General features: G+C 73.0%; 15 protein-coding genes and 1 riboswitch. Of the genes, 12 read left to right on the top strand and 3 right to left on the bottom strand.

The features are described 5' to 3' along the window. Positions 1-58 precede the first annotated feature (58 nt). Together ypfJ and ACZ4N5_RS34650 are read left to right on the top strand one after the other, a co-directional pair. Entirely contained in the window at positions 59-949 is an 891-nt protein-coding gene (gene ypfJ, locus ACZ4N5_RS34655; RefSeq protein ID WP_467761000.1) for a KPN_02809 family neutral zinc metallopeptidase, read from the top strand. Between the two features lie 157 nt (positions 950-1,106). After that, positions 1,107-1,520, top strand: a complete 414-nt coding sequence (locus ACZ4N5_RS34650) for a VOC family protein (protein ID WP_355843733.1) — start codon at positions 1,107-1,109, stop codon at positions 1,518-1,520. A 61-nt stretch (positions 1,521-1,581) separates the two neighbouring features. Here ACZ4N5_RS34650 and ACZ4N5_RS34645 read toward each other — a convergent pair whose 3' ends face one another. From ACZ4N5_RS34645 to ACZ4N5_RS34635, 3 genes are all read right to left on the bottom strand, one after another. Next, entirely contained in the window at positions 1,582-2,985 is a 1,404-nt protein-coding gene (locus tag ACZ4N5_RS34645) for a hypothetical protein (protein ID WP_467760999.1), read from the bottom strand. Between the two features lie 474 nt (positions 2,986-3,459). Further along, a complete protein-coding gene (locus ACZ4N5_RS34640) occupies positions 3,460-4,587 on the bottom strand; it encodes an alpha/beta hydrolase family protein (RefSeq protein ID WP_467760998.1) in 1,128 nt (375 codons plus the stop codon). A 254-nt stretch (positions 4,588-4,841) separates the two neighbouring features. Continuing rightward, a complete protein-coding gene (locus tag ACZ4N5_RS34635) occupies positions 4,842-5,582 on the bottom strand; it encodes a class II aldolase/adducin family protein (RefSeq protein WP_467760997.1) in 741 nt (246 codons plus the stop codon). 195 nt (positions 5,583-5,777) lie between these two features. Between ACZ4N5_RS34635 and ACZ4N5_RS34630 the strand changes: the two genes are divergently transcribed. The 10 genes from ACZ4N5_RS34630 to cobI all read left to right on the top strand — a co-directional run bounded on the left by ACZ4N5_RS34630 (position 5,778) and on the right by cobI (position 19,655). Beyond that, positions 5,778-6,524, top strand: a complete 747-nt coding sequence (locus ACZ4N5_RS34630; protein ID WP_467760996.1) for a lysozyme — start codon at positions 5,778-5,780, stop codon at positions 6,522-6,524. 177 nt (positions 6,525-6,701) lie between these two features. Beyond that, complete coding sequence (locus ACZ4N5_RS34625) at positions 6,702-7,943, top strand: inorganic phosphate transporter (protein WP_467760995.1); 1,242 nt, start codon at positions 6,702-6,704, stop codon at positions 7,941-7,943. Between the two features lie 20 nt (positions 7,944-7,963). Then, a complete protein-coding gene (locus tag ACZ4N5_RS34620) occupies positions 7,964-8,182 on the top strand; it encodes a hypothetical protein (RefSeq protein WP_328556277.1) in 219 nt (72 codons plus the stop codon). Between the two features lie 137 nt (positions 8,183-8,319). Beyond that, positions 8,320-8,460, top strand: a riboswitch (cobalamin riboswitch). Between the two features lie 107 nt (positions 8,461-8,567). After that, positions 8,568-9,527 (top strand): cobalamin biosynthesis protein, encoded by a 960-nt coding sequence (locus ACZ4N5_RS34615; RefSeq protein ID WP_467760994.1) that lies wholly within the window; start codon positions 8,568-8,570, stop codon positions 9,525-9,527. Continuing rightward, a complete protein-coding gene (locus ACZ4N5_RS34610) occupies positions 9,524-11,119 on the top strand; it encodes a cobyric acid synthase (protein ID WP_467760993.1) in 1,596 nt (531 codons plus the stop codon). The genes ACZ4N5_RS34615 and ACZ4N5_RS34610 overlap by 4 nt, the downstream gene beginning before the upstream one ends. Beyond that, positions 11,116-14,769: a cobaltochelatase subunit CobN gene (gene cobN, locus ACZ4N5_RS34605; RefSeq protein WP_467760992.1), complete on the top strand. Its 3,654-nt coding sequence runs from the start codon at positions 11,116-11,118 to the stop codon at positions 14,767-14,769. The genes ACZ4N5_RS34610 and cobN overlap by 4 nt, the downstream gene beginning before the upstream one ends. Further along, entirely contained in the window at positions 14,766-16,787 is a 2,022-nt protein-coding gene (locus ACZ4N5_RS34600; protein ID WP_467760991.1) for a putative cobaltochelatase, read from the top strand. The genes cobN and ACZ4N5_RS34600 overlap by 4 nt, the downstream gene beginning before the upstream one ends. Next, the gene (gene cobO, locus ACZ4N5_RS34595; protein WP_467760990.1) at positions 16,787-17,386 is read left to right on the top strand and encodes a cob(I)yrinic acid a,c-diamide adenosyltransferase; all 600 of its coding nucleotides are present in this window, start codon (positions 16,787-16,789) and stop codon (positions 17,384-17,386) included. The genes ACZ4N5_RS34600 and cobO overlap by 1 nt, the downstream gene beginning before the upstream one ends. Continuing rightward, entirely contained in the window at positions 17,383-18,909 is a 1,527-nt protein-coding gene (locus ACZ4N5_RS34590; protein ID WP_467760989.1) for a cobyrinate a,c-diamide synthase, read from the top strand. The genes cobO and ACZ4N5_RS34590 overlap by 4 nt, the downstream gene beginning before the upstream one ends. Further along, positions 18,906-19,655, top strand: a complete 750-nt coding sequence (gene cobI / locus ACZ4N5_RS34585) for a precorrin-2 C(20)-methyltransferase (RefSeq protein WP_467760988.1) — start codon at positions 18,906-18,908, stop codon at positions 19,653-19,655. Before ACZ4N5_RS34590 ends, cobI begins: the two co-directional genes overlap by 4 nt. Positions 19,656-19,669 lie beyond the last annotated feature (14 nt).

Raw genomic sequence — 19,669 nt, 5'->3', positions numbered from 1 at the left:
TCCGGGAGCGTATGAGGATGGCGCCACGGAGCGACGTACGGCGGGAAGTGGTGTGCCCATGCAGTTCGACGACGACGCCGATCTGGACACCTCCGAGGTGCGGGATGTGCGCGGCAGTCGAATCCCCGGCGGCAGGGCGGCCATCGGCGGCGGCCTCGCCGGCCTGATCGCCCTGGTCGTCGGACTGCTCGTCGGGGTGGGCCCCGACCAGCTCGGGCTCTCCTCGGGCAGCGAACAGCCCGGGACGACCGCCGCCTCCCTCGCGCAGATGCAGCAGACCTGCCGGACGGGGCGGGACGCGAACGCCCAGGAGGACTGCCGGACCGTGGCCGTGGTCGACAGCGTCCAGGCCTACTGGACCCGGGAGTTCGCGCGCAGGGGCGGCACCTACACCCGCGCCCCCACGGTGTTCTTCGGCGGCCGGGTCGACACCGCGTGCGGCACCGCGTCGTCGTCCGTCGGGCCCTTCTACTGTCCCGGCGACCGCAAGGTCTATCTGGACCTCGGCTTCTTCGACGATCTTCGTACGACGCTCGGCGCCGGCGGCGGACCGTTCGCGCAGGCGTATGTGGTGGCGCACGAGTACGGGCATCACGTGCAGAACCTGATGGGCACGCTCGCCCGGTCGCAGGACGGCGTGACCGGCGCGAACAGCAACTCGGTGAAGGTGGAGCTCCAGGCCGACTGCTACGCGGGGGTGTGGGCGCGGCACGCGACCACCACGCCCTCCTCGTCGACGGGCAAGCCGTTGCTGACCACGCTGACGGACGCCGACATCCGCGACGGCCTGGACGCGGCGGCGGCCGTCGGCGACGACCGGATCCAGTCGAGGTACCAGGGCCGGGTGACCCCGGAGACCTGGACGCACGGTTCCGCCCGGCAGCGGCAGCAGTGGTTCTACCACGGCTTCACCAGCGGCGACATGGCGCAGTGCAACACGTTCCGGTGAGCGGAGCCGTGCCGGACGCCCGGCCGGGGTACCGCGGTGGCGGGCCCGGTCCCGCGGCGGTGGCCGGATTCCGGGCCGCGGGGCGTTGTCAGTGGCCGGTGCCAGACTGGGCAGCGGATCGGAATCCGGCAGTGTGTGACGAGACGGAGTGATCGGTATGGCTGGCATGAACGGCGGGCGCCCGAGCATCTATCCCTCGATGTTGTACACCGACGCGAAGGCGGCGATCAGGCAGCTCACGGAGGCGTTCGGTTTCACCGAGCTGTCCGTCTACGAGGGCGAGGACGGCTCGGTCATGCACGCCGAGCTGGTGCAGGGCAACGGCGCGGTGATGCTCGGTTCCAAGGGCCGCGGCGGCCGCTTCGACGAGGCGATGAAGAGCGCGGGCCCGTGCGGGGTGTACATCGTCGTGGACGATGTCGACGCACACCACCAGCGGGCCGTGGACCACGGCGCGGAGATCCTGATGGCCCCGACCGACCAGGACTACGGCTCGCGGGACTACATGGCCCGCGACATCGAGGGCAACATCTGGAGCTTCGGCACCTACGCGCCGGAGATAGGCGCGTAGAACCCGGCCGGGCGGCGGCCCCTGCCTGGCCCCGGCAGGCTCCCCCGGCCGGCTCCCCCGCTCAGCTCCCCCCGGTGTGCACCTGGAAGGCGGCCCGGCGTACGGCCTTGGCGAGGGCCGGGTCCGGGTGGGCTGCGGCGAGCGCGACCAGCACCTGCACGGTTCGCGGGTGCCCGACCGCGCGCACCTCGTCGAGCAGCGCGGGCACGGTGGGCTGCACCGCGGACTCCAGATGACGGACGAGGAGCGGGGCCTCGCCGTGGTCGGCGACGGCGGCCGCGGTGTCGACCCACAGCCAGGTCGACTCGGCGCGGGTGAGGACCTCGTGGGCGTCCTCGGGGTCGTAGCCGTCGTGCTCGGCGAGCCACAGCAGGGCGTAGGGGCGCAGCGGGGTTTCTTCGACGACGGCGCGCACATCGGGCTCGGCGGGGGCGCCGACCACGCGCAGCGCCTCGAAGGCGAGGCCGCGGGTGAGGGCGTCCTCGCCGCGGGCGGCGTCGATGAGTTCGGTGACGGCGCCGCCGACCGGGCGGGCGGCGAGCCAGGCGCGGTACTCGGCGCGGGCGGCGTTGGGGCGGAGCTGGGCGCAGCCGCGGAGCATGTCCTCCGCGGACTGCTCGATGTTCCCGGCGGGGCTCTGCGCGGCGACGCAGATCTGCTCCAGCTTGACCCAGACCGCCCAGCTGCCGAGCGGGGTGAGGGTGGCCTGTCCTTCGCCGCATGTCAGCGCGCCGACGGAGGCGAGGGCGTGCAGGGCCCACTCGAGGAGGGGGGCGAGGGGGGCGTCCGGGACGTCGGCGGGCTGCGGGGCGGGCTCGGGCTCGGGGCCGTAGGGGATTTCGCAGCGCTCGGTGCGCAGTTCCGTGACGCGCTGCCCGAGGAGGTCGAGGAGCTGGTCCACGGGGACGGGCCCGGCGGAGAGCTGAAGGAAGGAGAGCACCTGGGGCATCGCGGAGACGACCTCGGCGACGGCCGCGGGCTCGCGGTCCATGGGCCCGGGGTACGCGAGGGACCAGGCGTCGAAGAGGGCGACCCAGCCGCGCAGGACCGCGCTGTCGTCGCGGCTCCAGGCGCGCAGCCGCCATCCCGGGCGGGCGGTGTCGCCGTGCACCTCGATGAGGCCGGCCAGGCGGGCGGTGTCCCAGTCGGCGCGGACCTGAACCGGGGTCAGTCCGAGATCCGCGGCGGCCCGTTCGGCGGTGGCGTCGGAGAGGGCGCCCTTGCCGCCGGGCTTCGCGCCGTCGCGCCCCGGGCGCAGGGCGGCGTCGGCCCAGCGCGCGACGCGCGCCGCGTCGGACAGGCCGGTGCGTGCCATGTGGGCGAGTTCCGCGGGCGGCGGTGTGCCTTCCGGCGGTCGCGGTGCGGGGCGGCGCGTGCGGCGCTGGGTCACCGCTCGGGGAGCGGCCGCGAGGGACCGCGGGCTGACGAGTCGGAGCCTGGAGTCGCGCGGGTTACGGGACGTCACGGGTGCAGTCTTGCGGTTGACAGTCCGAAAACCCAAACGGAATGCCGTCGCAGGCCACGGGGGCGGTGGGAGCGGGCCCTTCTCGGGGTGCCCGACACGCGGGAAAGAGGGCGGCGCGGAGTTGTTCGGGACCGAACCGGAAGTGCGCCTTCGCGTCGCCCGAGGCACCTCGCGCAGAGCCTCGGGGCCACCGGGCGGCCCGCCCACACCGGGAGCGCGCGCGGGCTTCACTCCGGGGATGTGCGGCGGTTTCGCTCCCGGGGCGCGCGACGTCTTCGCTCCGGCGCGCGATGGCTCGGCCGCGGGCGCGCGCCGGGGAAGGGCGCTGTTGAGGCGCGGGGGTTCGCGCCGGTCCGAATCGGCGGAATGCGGTGGCCGTCTCGGCGCAGTGCGGCGGCCGTCTCGGCGCAGTGCGATGACCGCCTCGGCGCAGTGCCGTGGCCTGGATCGGGGATGGCTCAGAAGGGGGACGGTTTACATCAGGGGGGTGAGGAAGCGGCGCAGGGCTTCTTCGTAGCTCGCCGGGTCGGCGTTCCACATGGCGCCGTGCGGGGCGTTCGGGACGGTGTAGAGGGTGACCAGGTCGGGGCGGCTCGCGGCGAGGCGGCGGGAGGGCCCCCAGGGCGCGATGGTGTCGTCCGGGCCGTGCACCAGCAGGGTCGGCACCTTGAGCTGGCCGGGATGCGCGGCGTGCGCGATGCGTTCTCCGCGTACACCGGTACGGCCCTGGGCGGCACGCACGGCGAGCGGCAGCAGGAAGCTCGGGGTGTGGCGGGCGCCGGCGAGGGCGCGCAGCGTGGTCTCCCAGTCGAGGACCGGCGAGTCCAGGACGAGCCCGGAGATCCGCTCGCGCAGCGCGGAGTGGGCGGCGGCGCGCAGCGCCATGGTGGCGCCGGTGGACCAGCCGTACAGGACGACCCGCTCGGCGCCGTACCGAACGGCGTACCGGATCGCCGCGTCGAGGTCGCGCCACTCGGTCTCGCCGAGGTGGTTCAGGCCGTCCGGGGGGCGGGGTGCCCCCAGGTCGCCCCGGTAGGCGAGGTCGAGCACGGGGAAGTGCCGGCTGTTCAGGAACTCCATCACGTTCATGGGGTGTTCCCGGGTGGCGCCCAGGCCGTGCACGGTGATGACCCAGGTGTCACGGACGGCGGGCACGAACCAGGCGGGCAGGGCGCCGAGTTCGCCGGGCACGTCGACGTCGGCGTGTTCGAGTCCGAGGGCGGACCCGGGGTCGCCGACGTACAGGTTCGGGGTGAGCCACACCTTGTCGCCGGGTTCCAGGGAGCCGTGCGTGACGCGTTCCAGTCGGCGTACGACGGTGTCGGCGGTGTGCGGGACGGAGTTCTGGAGGGGGCCGACGACCGCGTGGCAGCCGTCGCCCGCGAGGCCGTAGGTTCCCGGGCGCCGGGAGGCGAGGGCCCGGGTGAGGGTGATTCCGCCCGCCGTCGTGGCGTGCACGGTGAGCCGGGGCTCGGTGGGCAGGGGCTTGCCGGGCCTGGTCTTCAGCGCGGCGTCGCTGGCGAACCGGCCTGCCGCCACGGAGGCCGCGCCTGCGGCTATGGCTACGGTGACGGCCGCTGCCGTGGCTCTTAGGATGCGCACTCGACCAGTTTCCCGGGGGACTCGGCCATCGGCCAGCGGGAGAGCCTCCAAGGGTGACGGCCGGCGCTCACCGAACCCCGCCCACGGGGCGGATCCGGCGACCGGGGCACGGCGGACAGCGGGCGGGCCGTCCGCCTTGCCTCCTCCGCCTCTGCCTCTTCCGCCTCTACCTCTGCCTCTGCTCCTGCCTCTTCCGCCTCTACTTCTGCCTCTGCTCCTGCCTCTTCTGTCTCTCCCTCTGCCACTTTGCGGCCCTACCGCTTCTGGCCGTACCCCCGCAGCCGCTCCCCCGCTTCGTCGAGCTGCTCCCGTGAGAGCAGGGCGGGCGCGAGGCCGGGGACCGAGGAGGACAGGAGCCAGACGCGGCACATCCATTCCAGCTGGGCCGTGCGGTCGTACGCCTGGTCCAGCGATGCTCCGTAGGCCATGGTGCCGTGGTTCTGGAGGAGGCAGGCCGTGCGGTCGGCCAGGGCCCTGAGCATGTTCTCGGCCAACTCCGCCGTGCCGTACGTCGCGTAGGGGGCGACGCGGACCGGGCCGCCGAGGTCTGCGGCCATGTAGTGGATCAGCGGGAGCTCGGGGACGAGGACCGAGACGGCCGTCGCGTGCGCGGCATGGGTGTGGACGACGGCCCGCGCGTCGGTCACCCGGTACACCGCGAGGTGCATCGGCAGTTCGCTGGTCGGCCGCAGCGAACCGATCACCTGCCGGCCGTCGAGGCCTACACCGACGATGTCGTCGTGCGTCAGCCGGTCGTAGGGCACGCCCGTGGGCGTGACCAGGACGGTGTCGCCGACGCGGACGGAGACGTTGCCCGACGTACCGACGACCAGCCCGTCGGCGACCGTCCGGCGGGCCGTCGCGACCAGCGCGTCCCAGGCCGGTCGAAGGGCGTCCCGCGCGTCCCGCGCGGCCGACTCGTCCCGCTCGTCGCGCTCGTCCGCCATCCGCGGATCCTCCCGCCCGTCCCGTTCGTCCCGGTGCCGCTCCGTCATGACGCGATCCTGCCAGGCGCGGCGGCCGACGCACTCGGGCGGGCGCAGCTTAGAGCGGAAGCCGAGCCTCCGTAAGGGTACATATGGGCCCATACAGCCCCCGCCGACGAATGGCCGGGGACCGACGGGCGGCGCCGGATCTTCCCGTAGCCTCTGGGGGATTTGTCGCACACGTCGCCATTTCCGGGGGGAAATGTGGCCCGTGATCACCAATCGTTCCGTCGTCGTGCCCGCGTCGCCTCGACCGCCGTCGCGGCGGCGCTCACCCTGGGGGGCACCACCCTGACCGCGCTCCCGGCCGAGGCCGCGGGCAACACCAAGGGGCACGACGTCTCCTCTCACCAGAAGAACGTGGACTGGCGGAGCGCGAAAGCGAAGGGCGCGCGGTTCGTCTACGTGAAGGCGACCGAGTCCACCACCTACCGCAACCCCTACTTCGCCCGGCAGTACGACGGCGCACGCGACGCCGGCATCCTCCACGGCGCCTATCACTTCGCGGTGCCGGACAAGTCCTCCGGCGCCGCGCAGGCCGCGTACTTCGTACACAACGGCGGGGCGTGGCACGCGGACGGCTGGACGCTGCCGCCCGCGCTGGACATCGAGTACAACCCGTACGGCAAGCGCAAGTGCTACGGCCTGAGCAAGGCCGGGATGGCGAACTGGATCAAGGCCTTCAGCGACGAGATCCACCGGGAGACCGGCCGCCGGCCTGTGATTTACACCACAACGCGTTGGTGGAACACCTGCACCGGTTCCAGCCGGGCATTTGCCGCGGATCACACGCTGTGGCTGGCCCGCTACGGTTCGGCGGACACCGGAGCACTGCCCGCCGGATGGTCCGCGTGGACCTTCTGGCAGTACGACAACAGCGGCAGCCTGCCGGGTGACCAGAATCTCTTCAACGGATCCGTGACCCGACTCAAGCGACTCGCCCTGGGTTAGCAACCCAAGCGGAGCCCGAGATTCCGCATCCGTTCGAACTCATGGCGTCGCCCCTCGATGCAAGCGGAGGGGCGATTCGCCATTTGAGACACCACGATGCCCGACTCAGTTCACCTTCCGTTCATCCAGGTTGCCTACGGTCCACCTGCCACTGACGTCCAACAGAAGCCTGGGTAAATGGAACACATCACGCTCCTCCTCGGAATCGTGATCGTCACCGCTCTCGTGTTCGATTTCACGAACGGTTTCCACGACACCGCCAACGCGATGGCCACCACCATCTCGACTGGCGCTCTCAAGCCCAAGGTCGCGGTGGCCATGTCCGCCGCCCTCAACCTTGTCGGCGCCTTCCTCTCGGTGGAGGTCGCCAACACGATCTCCAAGGGCCTCGTCGATGAATCCGGCATCAAGCCAGAGGTGATCTTCGCCGCGCTCGTCGGCGCGATCCTCTGGAACCTGGTGACGTGGCTCGTCGGACTTCCGTCCAGCTCCTCGCACGCCCTCATGGGCGGCCTGGTCGGCGCCACCATCGCCTCCGCCGGTACCGGCGCGGTGCACGGGGACGTCCTGGTCGGCAAGGTGCTTCTGCCCGCCGTCGCTGCCCCGATCGTCGCCGGCCTGGCCGCGATGTTCGCCACGCGGCTGTCGTACAAGCTCAGTGGTGACGCCGACACCAAGGCCACCAAGAAGGGGTACCGCGCCGGCCAGATAGCCTCCGCGGGCCTGGTCTCGCTGGCCCACGGCACCAACGACGCGCAGAAGACGATGGGCATCATCACCCTGGCCCTGGTCGCCGGTGGCGCCGTCGCTCCCGACTCGGACCCGCCGGTCTGGGTCATCCTCTCCGCCGGTCTCGCCATCGCGCTCGGCACCTACCTGGGCGGCTGGCGCATCATCCGCACGATGGGCAAGGGCCTGACCGACCTCCAGCCGCAGCAGGGCTTCGCCGCCCAGACCAGCGCGGCCACGGTCATCCTGGCCTCTTCGCACATCGGCTTCTCGCTCTCCACCACGCACTCGGTCTCCGGCTCCGTGATGGGCGCGGGCCTCGGCCGCAAGGGCGGTGTGGTCCGCTGGTCCACCGCCAAGCGGATGGCCGTCGCCTGGGTCCTCACGCTGCCCGCCGCCGCCCTGGTCGGCGCGCTCGCCGAGTGGGTGACCGGTTTCGGTGCCTGGGGCACCGCCCTCGTCGCCGTCTTCCTGGTCGCTTCCAGCTTCGCGATCTGGCGCCGCTCGCGCCGCGAGGTCATCGACCACACCAACGTGAACGACGCCGAAGAGCCCGCCGGTGTGGTGACCACGGCCATCGCCGCCGTCACCCCGCCCCCGGCCGGCACCGTGGCCGAGAACCTCACGGCCACCATCCCGGCTCCCGCCGAACCCACGGCGAACCCGTCGGCGCCGTCCCCCGTGGCCTGAGAACCGAAGGAAGCAACAGCATGAACATCGACTGGTCAGCCCTCGGATCCGTCTTCGGGGTCAGCCTCGGAGTGACCGTGGCCCTCGTCGCCCTCTTCACCCTCGGCGTCGCCGGCCTCTCCAAGAAGGAGTCGGCCCAGGGCGGTTCCGCGGTCGCGGCGGCCACCGGCGCCTATGTCTGCTTCGCGGCCTGCGCCGCGGCGGTGGCCTACGGCATCTCCCTGATCATCACCAAGTAACCCGGCACAAGCGGCCCGGAACAGGGTCGCGCCGAGCAGTACCGCGCGTGGGGTGCGGGACGGATCACCGTCCCGCACCCCACGCGTATGTGGGCCTGAGCACACTGTCCCTCCGCAGGTCAACAGCCAGTTGACGGCCGTTCTCACCCCGTGGTGGACTGCCGGAGCCAAGTACGGCGGCATGAGAGGAAGCCGGTGCGAATCCGGCGCGGTCCCGCCACTGTCATCGGGGAAGAAACTCCCCGGGAGCCAGGAACTCTCACCGCCGGTCTCGTCGAACCAGGGCGTGGACACCCTGAGTGAGGACATATCGCCATGCGCGGCTGCCCGTTGCCCGTTCTGCTGAGTACGAGGGTTCCACTCCACCGCATCGCGGGCTGACCCCGTGCGTGCCGATCGCGTCTTCGCGTACGGCGCCGCCGCCGGCCTCCTCGGCGACCTGCTGCTCGGCGATCCCCGCCGGGGGCATCCGGTCGCCGCGTTCGGGCGGGCCGCCGCGGCCGTGGAGCGGACCCTGTGGCGTGACCACCGCGGGTGGGGCGCCCTGCACACCGCCGTCTGCGTGGGCGGTGCCACCGGACTCGCCGCGCTCGCCGGTCGTTCCGTACGCACCTCACGCACCGCTTCCGTCGCCCTGACCGCCGCCGCCACCTGGGCCGTCGTCGGAGGAACCTCCCTCGGCCGTGAGGCGCGGGCGGTCGGCGGCGCGCTCGCGGCCGGTGACATCGACACGGCCCGGGAGCGGCTGCCGCATCTGTGCGGGCGCGATCCGCAGGCGCTGGACGCCGACGGCGTCGCGCGGGCCGTCGTCGAGTCCGTCGCCGAGAACACCTCCGACGCCGTCGTGGGCGCTCTGGTCTGGGGCGCCGTCGCCGGGGTGCCCGGACTCGTCGCCTTCCGCGCCGTGAACACGCTCGACGCCATGGTCGGGCACAAGTCCCCCCGCTACCGGCGCTACGGCTGGGCCTCCGCCCGGCTCGACGACGTCGCCGGCTGGCCGGGAGCCCGGCTGACCGCCGTCCTCGCGGCCGCGGCCGGGTCCGACCCGCGCGGCGCCGTGCGCGCCTGGCGCGCGGACGCCCGCAAGCATCCGAGCCCCAACGCCGGGCCCGTGGAAGCCTCGTTCGCGGGCGCGCTGGGCGTACGGCTCGGCGGCACCCTCTCGTACGGGGGACGGGTCGAGCACCGGCCCGTGCTCAATGACGCGGGGCGCGCCGTCCACATCCACGACATCGAACGGGCCGTACGGCTCTCCCGGCGCGTCGGCTGGCTCGCGCTCGGCGTGAGCGCCGCCGGACGGGTGCTGCTCACGGTTCTGACCACCAGGAAGGAGCGCACCGCATGAGTGGCGGGCTGCTGATCGCCGGGACCACCTCCGACGCGGGCAAGAGCGTCGTGACCGCCGGGATCTGCCGGTGGCTGGTGCGCCAGGGCGTCAAGGTCGCACCCTTCAAGGCGCAGAACATGTCCCTCAACTCCTTCGTGACGCGCGAGGGCGCCGAGATCGGACGGGCCCAGGCCATGCAGGCCCAGGCCGCCCGCGTGGAGCCGACCGCGCTGATGAATCCCGTGCTGCTCAAGCCGGGCAGCGACCGCACCAGTCAGGTCGTCCTGATGGGCAGGCCGGTGGGCGAGATGAGCGCGCGCGGGTTCTTCGGGACGTCCGGGCCCGCGGCGGAGCCGTTGTCGGGCGCCGGGGCCCCCGGCGAACGGCTGCGTGGAGGGCGCCAGGAAGCACTCCTCGGGACCGTGCTCGACTGTCTCGCCCAGTTGCGGGGCACGTATGACGCGGTGATCTGTGAGGGGGCCGGCAGCCCGGCCGAGATCAATCTGCGGCGCACCGACATCGTGAACATGGGGGTGGCGCGCAACGCGGGGCTTCCCATGCTCGTCGTCGGCGACATCGACCGGGGCGGTGTGTTCGCCTCGTTCTTCGGGACGGTCGCCCTGTTGTCGGCCGAGGACCAGGCGCTCGTCGCCGGGTTCCTCGTCAACAAGTTCCGGGGTGACGTCAGCCTGCTGGAGCCCGGGCTCGACATGCTGCACGGCCTCACCGGGCGGCGCTCCTACGGCGTCCTGCCCTTCCAGCACGGTCTGGGCATCGACGAGGAGGACGGACTGCGTGTCTCGCTGCGCGGGGCGGTCCGGGAGTCGGCGGTCTCCTCCCCCGTGGGCGCGGACATCCTGCGGGTCGCCGTGTGCGCGGTCCCGCTGATGTCCAACTTCACCGACGTGGACGCGCTGGCCGCCGAACCGGGCGTCGTCGTGCGATTCGTGGACCGGGCCGAGGAACTGGCCGACGCGGACCTGGTCGTCGTGCCCGGGACCCGGGGCACGGTGAAGGCGCTGGCGTGGCTGCGCGAGCGCGGCCTCGCGGACGCGATCGCACGCCGGGCGGCGGAAGGACGGCCCGTCCTCGGCATCTGCGGCGGCTACCAGCTCCTCGGCGAGCACATCGAGGACGAGGTCGAGTCGCGCGCCGGTCATGTCGACGGGCTCGGACTCCTGCCCGTCCGCGTGCGGTTCGCGAGGGAGAAGACGCTGACACGGCCGGTCGGCGAGGCCCTCGGCGAGCACGTCGAGGGCTACGAGATCCACCACGGCGTCGCCGAGGTCACCGGCGGCGAGGCGTTCATCTCCGATGCCCACGGACACAGCCTGGACGGGTGCCGGGCCGGCGCCGTCTGGGGCACGCACTGGCACGGCTCGCTGGAGTCGGACGGTTTCCGGCGGGCCTTTCTGCGCGAGGTGGCCGCCGCCGCGGGCCGCCGCTTCGTACCGGCGGCCGACACGTCGTTCGCGGCGCTGCGCGAGGAGCAGCTGGACCGGCTCGGCGACCTGATCGAGGAACACGCGGACACGGACGCGCTGTGGCGGCTCATCGAGTCCGGCGCGCCGCAAGGACTGCCCTTCATTCCACCGGGAGCACCCGCATGAGCACAGTGTTGTTGTTGTCGACCGCCGACACGGATCTGCTGGCGGCCCGCGCCAGTGGCACCGCCTACCGGATCGGCAATCCGACCCGGGTGGACGTCACGGGCGAACTCCCCGCGCTCGTCGAGGGCGCGGACGTGGCCGTCGTACGGCTGCTCGGTGGCAAGCGGGCCTGGGAGGACGGGCTGGCCTTTCTGAAGGCGTCCGGCATCCCGACCGTGCTGCTCGGCGGCGAGTCCGTCCCGGACGCCGAGCTGATGGCCGAGTCGTCGGTGCCCGCGGGGGTCGTCGCGGAGGCGCTGCGCTATCTCGTCGAGGGCGGCCCGGCCAACCTCGCCGAGCTGGCCCGGTTCCTCTCGGACACCGTGCTGCTGACGGGTGAGGGCTTCGAGGAGCCGCACAAGACCGCGGAGTTCGGCGTCCATGGCGAGCGCGCCTTCGTCGAGGGCAGGCCGACCGTCGGGGTGCTGTTCTACCGGGCCCACGAACTGTCCGGGAACACCGCGTTCGTGGACACGCTGTGCGAGGCGATCGAGGCGCGCGGCGCCAACGCCCTCGCCGTGTACTGCGGTTCGCTGCGTGGAGCCGACCCGGGCCTGTACGAGATCCTGGGCCGGGCCGACACGCTCGTCGCCACCGTCCTCGCGGCGGGCGGCACCCATGCCTCGGAGGCGTCCGCGGGCGGCGACGAGGAGGCCTGGGACATCGGGGCGCTCGCCGACCTCGACATCCCGGTGCTCCAGGGGCTCTGCCTGACCTCGTCGAAGAGTGCCTGGGACGCCTCCGACGCGGCCCTGTCCCCCATGGACGCGGCGATGCAGGTCGCGATCCCGGAGTTCGACGGCCGGCTCATCACCGTGCCGTTCTCCTTCAAGGAGCAGGGTCCCGACGACGTCCCGGTGTACGTCGCCGACCCCGAGCGGGCCGCGCGGGTCGCCGGAATCGCCCTGCGGCACGCCCTGTTGAAGCACAAGCCGAACGCGGAGAAGAAGCTCGGGATCGTCTTCACCGCCTACCCGACCAAGCACTCGCGGGTCGGCAACGCGGTCGGCCTCGACACACCCGCCTCCGCCGTACGGGTGCTCGACGCGCTCCGGGACGCGGGCTACGCCCTCACCGAATACCCGGACAACGGCGACGAGTTGATCCACCGGCTCATCGCCGCCGGCGGTCACGACGTCGAGTGGCTGACCGAGGAGCAGCTCGCCGCCGCCCCGGCGCGCGTGCCGCTCGCCGACTACCGGGCGTGGTTCGAGACGCTCGACCCCAAGCTGCGCGAGGGCATGCTGGAGGCCTGGGGCGAGCCGCCGGGCTCGCTCTACGTCGACGGCGACGACATCGTGCTCGCGTGCCTGCAGTTCGGGAACGTCGTGGTGATGATCCAGCCGCCGCGCGGCTTCGGCGAGAACCCGATCGCGATCTACCACGACCCCGACATGCCGCCCTCGCACCACTACATGGCCGCCTACCGCTGGCTGGAGAACAGCTTCGGCGCCGACGCAGTCGTGCACATGGGCAAGCACGGCACGATGGAGTGGCTGCCGGGCAAGGGGCTCGGGCTCAGCGGCGGCTGCGCGCCCGACGCCGTCCTCGGCGAACTCCCCCTGGTCTACCCGTTCATCGTCAACGACCCCGGTGAGGGCACGCAGGCCAAGCGCCGCGGGCACGCCACCGTCGTCGACCACCTCGTGCCGCCGATGGCGCGCGCCGACACCTACGGGGACCTCGCGAAGCTGGAGCAGCTCCTCGACGAGTACGCGCTCGTCTCCGACCTGGACCCCACGAAGGCCCCGGCGGTCCGCGCGCAGATCTGGACGCTCGTCAAGGCGGCCGAACTCCATCACGACCTGCACGTCGACGAGCAGCCGGACGACGGCGACTTCGACGAGTTCGTGATGCACATCGACGGCTATCTGTGCGAGATCAAGGACGTGCAGATCCGCGACGGCCTGCACATCCTGGGCGGCGGTCCGGAGGCCGAGCCGCGGGTGAACCTCGTGCTCGCCGTGCTGCGCGCCTCGCAGGTGTGGGGCGGCACGGCGAACGCGCTGCCCGGTCTGCGCGCCTGCCTGGCCGAGCATTTCGGCCTGGTGGAGAAGGAGTTGCTCGCCGAGCCGGGTGCTCCGGTGAAGGCGCCCGTCGAGCTGACGGACCTCGTCGAGGGCCCGGCCCGTACGGCGGCCGACGCGATCGACCTGCTGGAGCAGCTGTGCCGCCGGGCGGCGCTGGGCATGGAGGAGCGCCGCTGGGACCCGGCCGCCGTCCCGGCGCTCGTGCGTGAGGTGCTGGGCGTCGAACTCCCCGACGCCGTCGCGGTGCTGGAGTTCGCCTCCCGCGAGGTCGTACCGCGGCTCGCCCGGACGACGGACGAGATCGGACACATCCTCAAGGCACTGAACGGTGGTTACGTCCCGGCCGGTCCGTCGGGTTCGCCGACGCGCGGGCTCGTCAACGTCCTGCCGACCGGCCGCAACTTCTACTCCGTCGACCCCAAGGCCATTCCGTCCAGGCTCAGTTGGGAGGTCGGCCAGTCCCTCGCGGACTCCCTCGTCCAGCGGTATCTGCAGGACACGGGCGCCTACCCGACGTCCGTCGGTCTGACGGTGTGGGGCACGTCCGCCATGCGCACCCAGGGCGACGACATCGCGGAGATCCTCGCGCTCCTCGGCTGCCGCCCGGTGTGGGACGACGCGTCCCGGCGCGTCACCGGCTTCGAGGTCGTCCCCCTCGACGAGCTGGGCCGTCCGCGCATCGACGTCACGGTCCGCATCTCGGGCTTCTTCCGGGACGCGTTCCCGCACGTCGTCGGACTTCTCGACGACGCGGTGCGCGCGGTCGCCGAGCTGGACGAGCCCGCCGACCGGAACTACGTGCGCAAGCACGCCGACGAGGACACCGCCGAGCACGGCGACCGGCGGCGCGCGACCGCCCGCATCTTCGGCTCCAAGCCGGGCGCGTACGGCGCCGGTCTGCTGCCGCTGATCGACGCCCGCAACTGGCGCTCGGACGCCGACCTCGCCGAGGTGTACGCGGTGTGGGGCGGCTACGCCTACGGGCGCGGGCTCGACGGGCGCGCGGCGCGCGGCGACATGGAGACGGCGTTCCGACGGATCGCGGTCGCGGCGAAGAACGTCGACACCCGCGAGCACGACCTCGTCGACGCCGACGACTACTTCCAGTACCACGGCGGCATGGTCGCCATGGTGCGGCATCTGACGGGTGCCAGCCCCGAGGCGTACGTCGGCGACTCCGCCGTGCCCGACCAGGTGAAGACCCGCACCCTCGGCGAGGAGACGCACCGCGTGTTCCGCGCCCGGGTGGTCAACCCGCGCTGGATGGCCGCGATGCGCCGCCACGGCTACAAGGGCGCCTTCGAGATGGCGGCGACCGTCGACTACCTCTTCGGCTACGACGCGACGGCCGGGGTCGTGGACGACTGGATGTACGAGAAGTTGGCGTCCGAGTACGTGTTCTCGCCGGAGAACCAGGAGTTCATGCGGAAGTCCAACCCGTGGGCCCTGCGCGGCATCACCGAGCGGCTCCTCGAAGCCGCCGACCGCGGACTGTGGGCTGAGCCGGACGCGGAGACGCTGGAACGGCTCCGCGCCACCTATCTGGAGCTCGAAGGCGACTTGGAGGGCGACGACCAGTGAGTACCCCGTTCCCGTTCACGGCGGTGGTCGGCCAGGACGACCTGAGGCTCGCGCTGTTGCTGAACGCCGTCAGTCCGGCGGTCGGCGGAGTCCTCGTGCGCGGCGAGAAGGGCACCGCGAAGAGCACGGCCGTGCGTGCCCTGTCGGCGCTGCTGCCGGAGGTGGCCGTCGTTCCCGGGTGCCGCTTCTCGTGTGACCCCGCCGCTCCCGACCCGGCGTGCCCGGACGGCCCGCACGAGGCGGCGACCGGCACGCAACGCCCGGCCCGTATGGTCGAGTTGCCCGTCGGTGCCTCCGAGGACCGGCTGGTGGGCGCACTCGACATCGAGCGGGCGCTCGCGGAGGGTGTGAAGGCCTTCGAGCCGGGCCTGCTCGCCGACGCCCACCGCGGGATCCTCTACGTCGACGAAGTCAACCTGTTGCACGACCACTTGGTCGATCTGCTGCTGGACGCGGCCGCGATGGGCGCCTCGTACGTCGAGCGCGAAGGCGTCTCCGTACGGCATGCCGCCCGGTTCCTGCTCGTCGGGACGATGAATCCCGAAGAGGGCGAGCTGCGGCCGCAGTTGCTCGACCGGTTCGGGCTGACCGTCGAGGTCGCGGCCTCGCGGGAGCCCGACCAGCGGGTCGAGGTCGTGCGGCGCAGGCTCGCCCACGACGACGATCCGGACGCCTTCGCGGCGCGCTGGGCCGACGAGGAGGCCGCCGTGCGGACCCGGATCGTGGCGGCCCGCGCGCTGCTGCCCTCCGTGCGGCTCGGCGACGGGCCGCTGCGGCAGATCGCGGCGACCTGCGCGGCCTTCGAGGTGGACGGTATGCGCGCCGACATCGTGATGGCGCGGACCGCGACGGCGCTCGCCGCGTGGGCGGGACGCACCGAGGTGCTCGCCGAGGACGTACGGCAGGCGGCGCTGCTCGCGCTGCCGCACCGGCGCCGACGCAACCCCTTCGACGCGCCCGGGATCGACGAGGACAAGCTCGACGAGACGCTGGAGGAGTTCGGGGGCTCGGACGCCGGACCCGAGGACTCGGACGACGAGCCGGATCCGGATCCGGACGGGCCCGGGGGTGGCGGGCGGCCGCCGCAGGACGGACCGGACGACGGCTCCCCGGCCGGCGACGTGCCCGCACAGGGCGAACCGTCGGAGAACGGGCAGGCGCCGGCCGGGCAGGGTGGCGAGCAGTCCCCCGTACGGGCCGCCGAGCCCTTTCGCACGAAGACGCTGAGCGTGCCCGGACTGGGCGAGGGCGCGGCCGGGCGGCGTTCGCGCGCGCGGACCGAGCACGGCCGCACGACCGGGTCGCGCCGGCCCGGCGGGACGCTCACCAAGCTGCACCTGGCGGCGACCGTGCAGGCCGCCGCCCCGCATCAGCTGGCGCGCGGACGGTCGGGCCGGGGTCTCGTCGTACGGCGGGACGATCTGCGGCAGGCGACGCGCGAGGGCCGGGAGGGCAACCTCGTGCTCTTCGTCGTGGACGCCTCAGGGTCGATGGCGGCGCGGCAGAGGATGGGCGCGGTCAAGGGCGCGGTGCTGTCGCTGCTGCTCGACGCGTACCAGCGGCGGGACAAGGTGGGTCTGGTGACCTTCCGCGGGTCGGCCGCCGAGGTCGCGCTGCCGCCCACCTCCTCGGTGGACGCCGCCGCGGCCCGGCTGGAGTCGCTCCCGACGGGCGGCCGGACGCCGCTCGCCGCCGGGCTGCTCCGGGCCCACGAGGTGCTGCGGGTGGAGCGGCTGCGGGACGCCGCCCGGCGGCCGCTGGTCGTCGTCGTGACCGACGGGCGGGCCACGGGCGGGGCCGAGCCCGTCGCCACGGCCGGGCGCGCGGCCCGGCTGTTCGCGGCCGGCGGGATCGCCTCGGTGGTCGTCGACTGCGAGACGGGACCGGTACGGCTGGGGCTCGCCGGGCAGCTCGCGGGGGAGCTGGGCGGCACGCCGGTGACGCTGGACGAGCTGCGGGCCGATTCGATCGCCGGACTCGTCCGAGATGTGCAGGGGACTTCGAGGAGGGCCGCGTAGTGCCGCAGGGACAGCCGAGTGTCGTACCGGACGACGGTCTGACGACCCGTCAACGTCGTAACAGGCCGCTGGTCGTCGTGCACACGGGGATCGGCAAGGGCAAGTCCACCGCCGCGTTCGGGCTCGCGCTGCGCGCCTGGAACCAGGGGTGGCCCATCGGGGTGTTCCAGTTCGTCAAGTCGGCGAAGTGGAAGGTCGGCGAGGAGAACGCGCTGCGCGTCCTCGGCGCCTCCGGCGAGGGCGGGACCGTCGACTGGCACAAGATGGGCGAGGGCTGGTCCTGGGTCCAGCGCGACGCGCAGATGGACAACGAGGACAAGGCCCGCGAGGGCTGGGAGCAGGTCAAGCGCGACCTCGCCGCCGAGACGTACAAGCTGTATGTGCTCGACGAGTTCGCGTATCCGATGCACTGGGGATGGATCGACACCGACGAGGTCGTCGCGGTGCTGCGGGACCGTCCGGGCACCCAGCACGTCGTGATCACCGGGCGGAACGCCCCGGAGAAGCTGGTCGACCTCGCCGATCTCGTGACCGACATGTCCAAGGTCAAGCATCCGATGGACGCCGGCCAGAAGGGCCAGAGGGGCATCGAGTGGTGACGTCCTCCGTTCCCCGGCTGGTCATCGCCGCGCCCTCCTCGGGCAGCGGCAAGACCACCGTCGCCACGGGGCTGATGGCGGCCTTCGCCTCGCGGGGGCTCACCGTGTCCCCGCACAAGGTGGGGCCCGACTACATCGACCCCGGGTACCACGCGCTCGCCACCGGGCGCCCGGGACGGAATCTCGACGCGTACCTGTGCGGCGCCGAGTTGATCGGGCCGTTGTTCGCGCACGGCGCGCGCGGGTGCGATCTCGCGGTCGTCGAAGGCGTGATGGGGCTGTACGACGGGGCCGCGGGCGAGGGGGAGCTCGCGTCCACGGCGCATGTGGCGAAACTGCTGCGGGCGCCGGTGGTGCTGGTCGTCGACGCGTCCTCGCAGTCGCGGTCCGTGGCCGCGCTGGTGCACGGGTTCGCCTCCTGGGACCCCGAGGTGCGGGTCGCGGGAGTGATCCTCAACAAGGTGGGGTCCGAGCGCCACGAGGCCATGCTCCGCGAGGCGCTGGACGCGTCCGGGGTACCGGTGCTGGGCGTGCTGCGACGGGCGCCGCAGGTCGATACGCCGTCGCGCCATCTGGGGCTGGTACCGGCCGCCGAGCGGCGGTCGGAAGCGGTCGAGGCGGTCGCCGCGATGGCCGCGCAGGTGCGCGCCGGATGCGATCTGGACGCGTTGTTCGCGCTCGCGCGCGGTGCGGGAGCGGTGCCGGGTGCGGCGTGGGACGCGGTCGAGGCGGTTCGTTCCTCGCCTCCGTCGGCCCTCCCCGGCCCCGCCTCGGGGATCGGCTCACCGGACCCCGGCCGGCGCCCCGGACAGTCCCTCCCTCGAACGCCCGACGGGCTGGAGGACGGAGTGAGGGCCGGGGTGCAGGACGGCTCCGAGGGCCGAACTCCGGCCGGGGTGCAAGACGGAACTCCGGCCGGGGTGAGGAGAGTTGCCGTGGCCGGCGGTCCCGCCTTCACGTTCTCCTATGCCGAGCATGCCGAGCTGCTCACCGCCGCCGGGGCCGAGGTGGTCACCTTCGATCCGCTTCGCGACGAGCAACTGCCCGAAGGGACCGGCGGGTTGGTCATCGGCGGCGGCTTCCCCGAGGTGTACGCGCCCGAGCTGTCCGCCAACGAGCCGCTGCGCAAGGCCGTCGCCGAGCTGGCGTTCGGCGGGGCGCCGGTCGCGGCCGAGTGTGCCGGGCTGCTGTATCTGGCGCGGGAGCTCGACGGGCGGCCCATGTGCGGGGTGATCGACGCCGTGGCCCGGATGGACGAGCGGCTCACCCTCGGCTACCGGGACGCCGTGGCACTCAGCGACAGCGTGCTGGCCGCGGCCGGTACCCGGATGCGCGGGCACGAGTTCCACCGGACCGTCGTGGAGCCCGGCGCCGGGGCGGCTCCCGCCTGGGGCGTGCGCGCCCCCGAGCGGCGCGTCGAAGGTTTCGTGCAACACGGTGTGCACGCGAGTTATCTGCACACGCACTGGGCGTCCGAGCCCGGTGCGGCCCGTCGGTTCGTCGAGAGGTGCCTGACGTCATGAGCAGCAAGTTGATCGGAGTCGGGGTGGGCCCCGGCGACCCGGAGCTGGTGACCGTCAAGGGTGTCAACGCCCTGCGCGCCGCTGAGGTCGTCGTCGTCCCCGTGATGGCTGCGCCGGATGGGAAGGACGGCGGCGAGCGCGGGCGGGCCGAGGCGACCGTCCTGCACTACGTGCCCGAGGAGAAGGTCGTCCGGATCGTGTTCGCGCTCAACGAGCGGAGCGACCGGGGGCGCCGCGAGGCCGCCTGGGACGCCGCCGGTGCGCGGGTCGCGGGCCTTCTCGGCCGACACGGCACGGTCGCCTTCGCCACCATCGGCGACCCCAACGTGTACTCGACCTTCACCTATCTCGCGCACACCATCGCGGAGTTGGCTCCCGGCACGGTCGTGGAGACCGTGCCGGGCATCACCGCCATGCAGGACCTCGCCGCGCGGTCGGGGGCCGTCCTCACCGAGGGGACCGAGCCGCTCACGCTCGTCCCGGTGACCGCGGGGGCCGCCGTGCTCAAGGACGCGCTGAACGGGCCCGGCACGGTGGTCGCGTACAAGTTCGGGCGGCAGGCCCGGGAGGTCGCCGAGGCGCTGCGGGACAGCGGGCGCATCGACGACGCCGTCTGGGGGGCGGCGCTCGGTCTGGAGGACGAGTCGATCCGGTCGGCGGGCGAGCTCGACGGCGAGCCGCTCCCGTACCTCTCGACGCTCATCGCGCCCGCGCGCCGCGACGGGAAACGCGGCGGAAAGCTGTGACCCCCACCCACCCG

Source organism: Streptomyces sp. NPDC026500 (assembly GCF_055567635.1).
Note: the sequence above shows the minus strand (reverse complement) of the source record. Positions and strands in the feature narration are given on the sequence as shown.

Excerpts from the sequence above, each read along its gene's own strand:
- ypfJ (WP_467761000.1), top strand. The coding sequence starts at position 59 with ATGCAGTTCGACGACGACGCCGATCTGGACACCTCCGAGGTGCGGGAT.
- cobN (WP_467760992.1), top strand. The coding sequence starts at position 11,116 with ATGAGCACAGTGTTGTTGTTGTCGACCGCCGACACGGATCTGCTGGCG.
- ACZ4N5_RS34635 (WP_467760997.1), bottom strand. The coding sequence starts at position 5,582 with ATGACGGAGCGGCACCGGGACGAACGGGACGGGCGGGAGGATCCGCGG.
- ACZ4N5_RS34650 (WP_355843733.1), top strand. The coding sequence starts at position 1,107 with ATGGCTGGCATGAACGGCGGGCGCCCGAGCATCTATCCCTCGATGTTG.
- ACZ4N5_RS34610 (WP_467760993.1), top strand. The coding sequence starts at position 9,524 with ATGAGTGGCGGGCTGCTGATCGCCGGGACCACCTCCGACGCGGGCAAG.
- ACZ4N5_RS34620 (WP_328556277.1), top strand. The coding sequence starts at position 7,964 with ATGAACATCGACTGGTCAGCCCTCGGATCCGTCTTCGGGGTCAGCCTC.
- cobI (WP_467760988.1), top strand. The coding sequence starts at position 18,906 with ATGAGCAGCAAGTTGATCGGAGTCGGGGTGGGCCCCGGCGACCCGGAG.
- ACZ4N5_RS34625 (WP_467760995.1), top strand. The coding sequence starts at position 6,702 with ATGGAACACATCACGCTCCTCCTCGGAATCGTGATCGTCACCGCTCTC.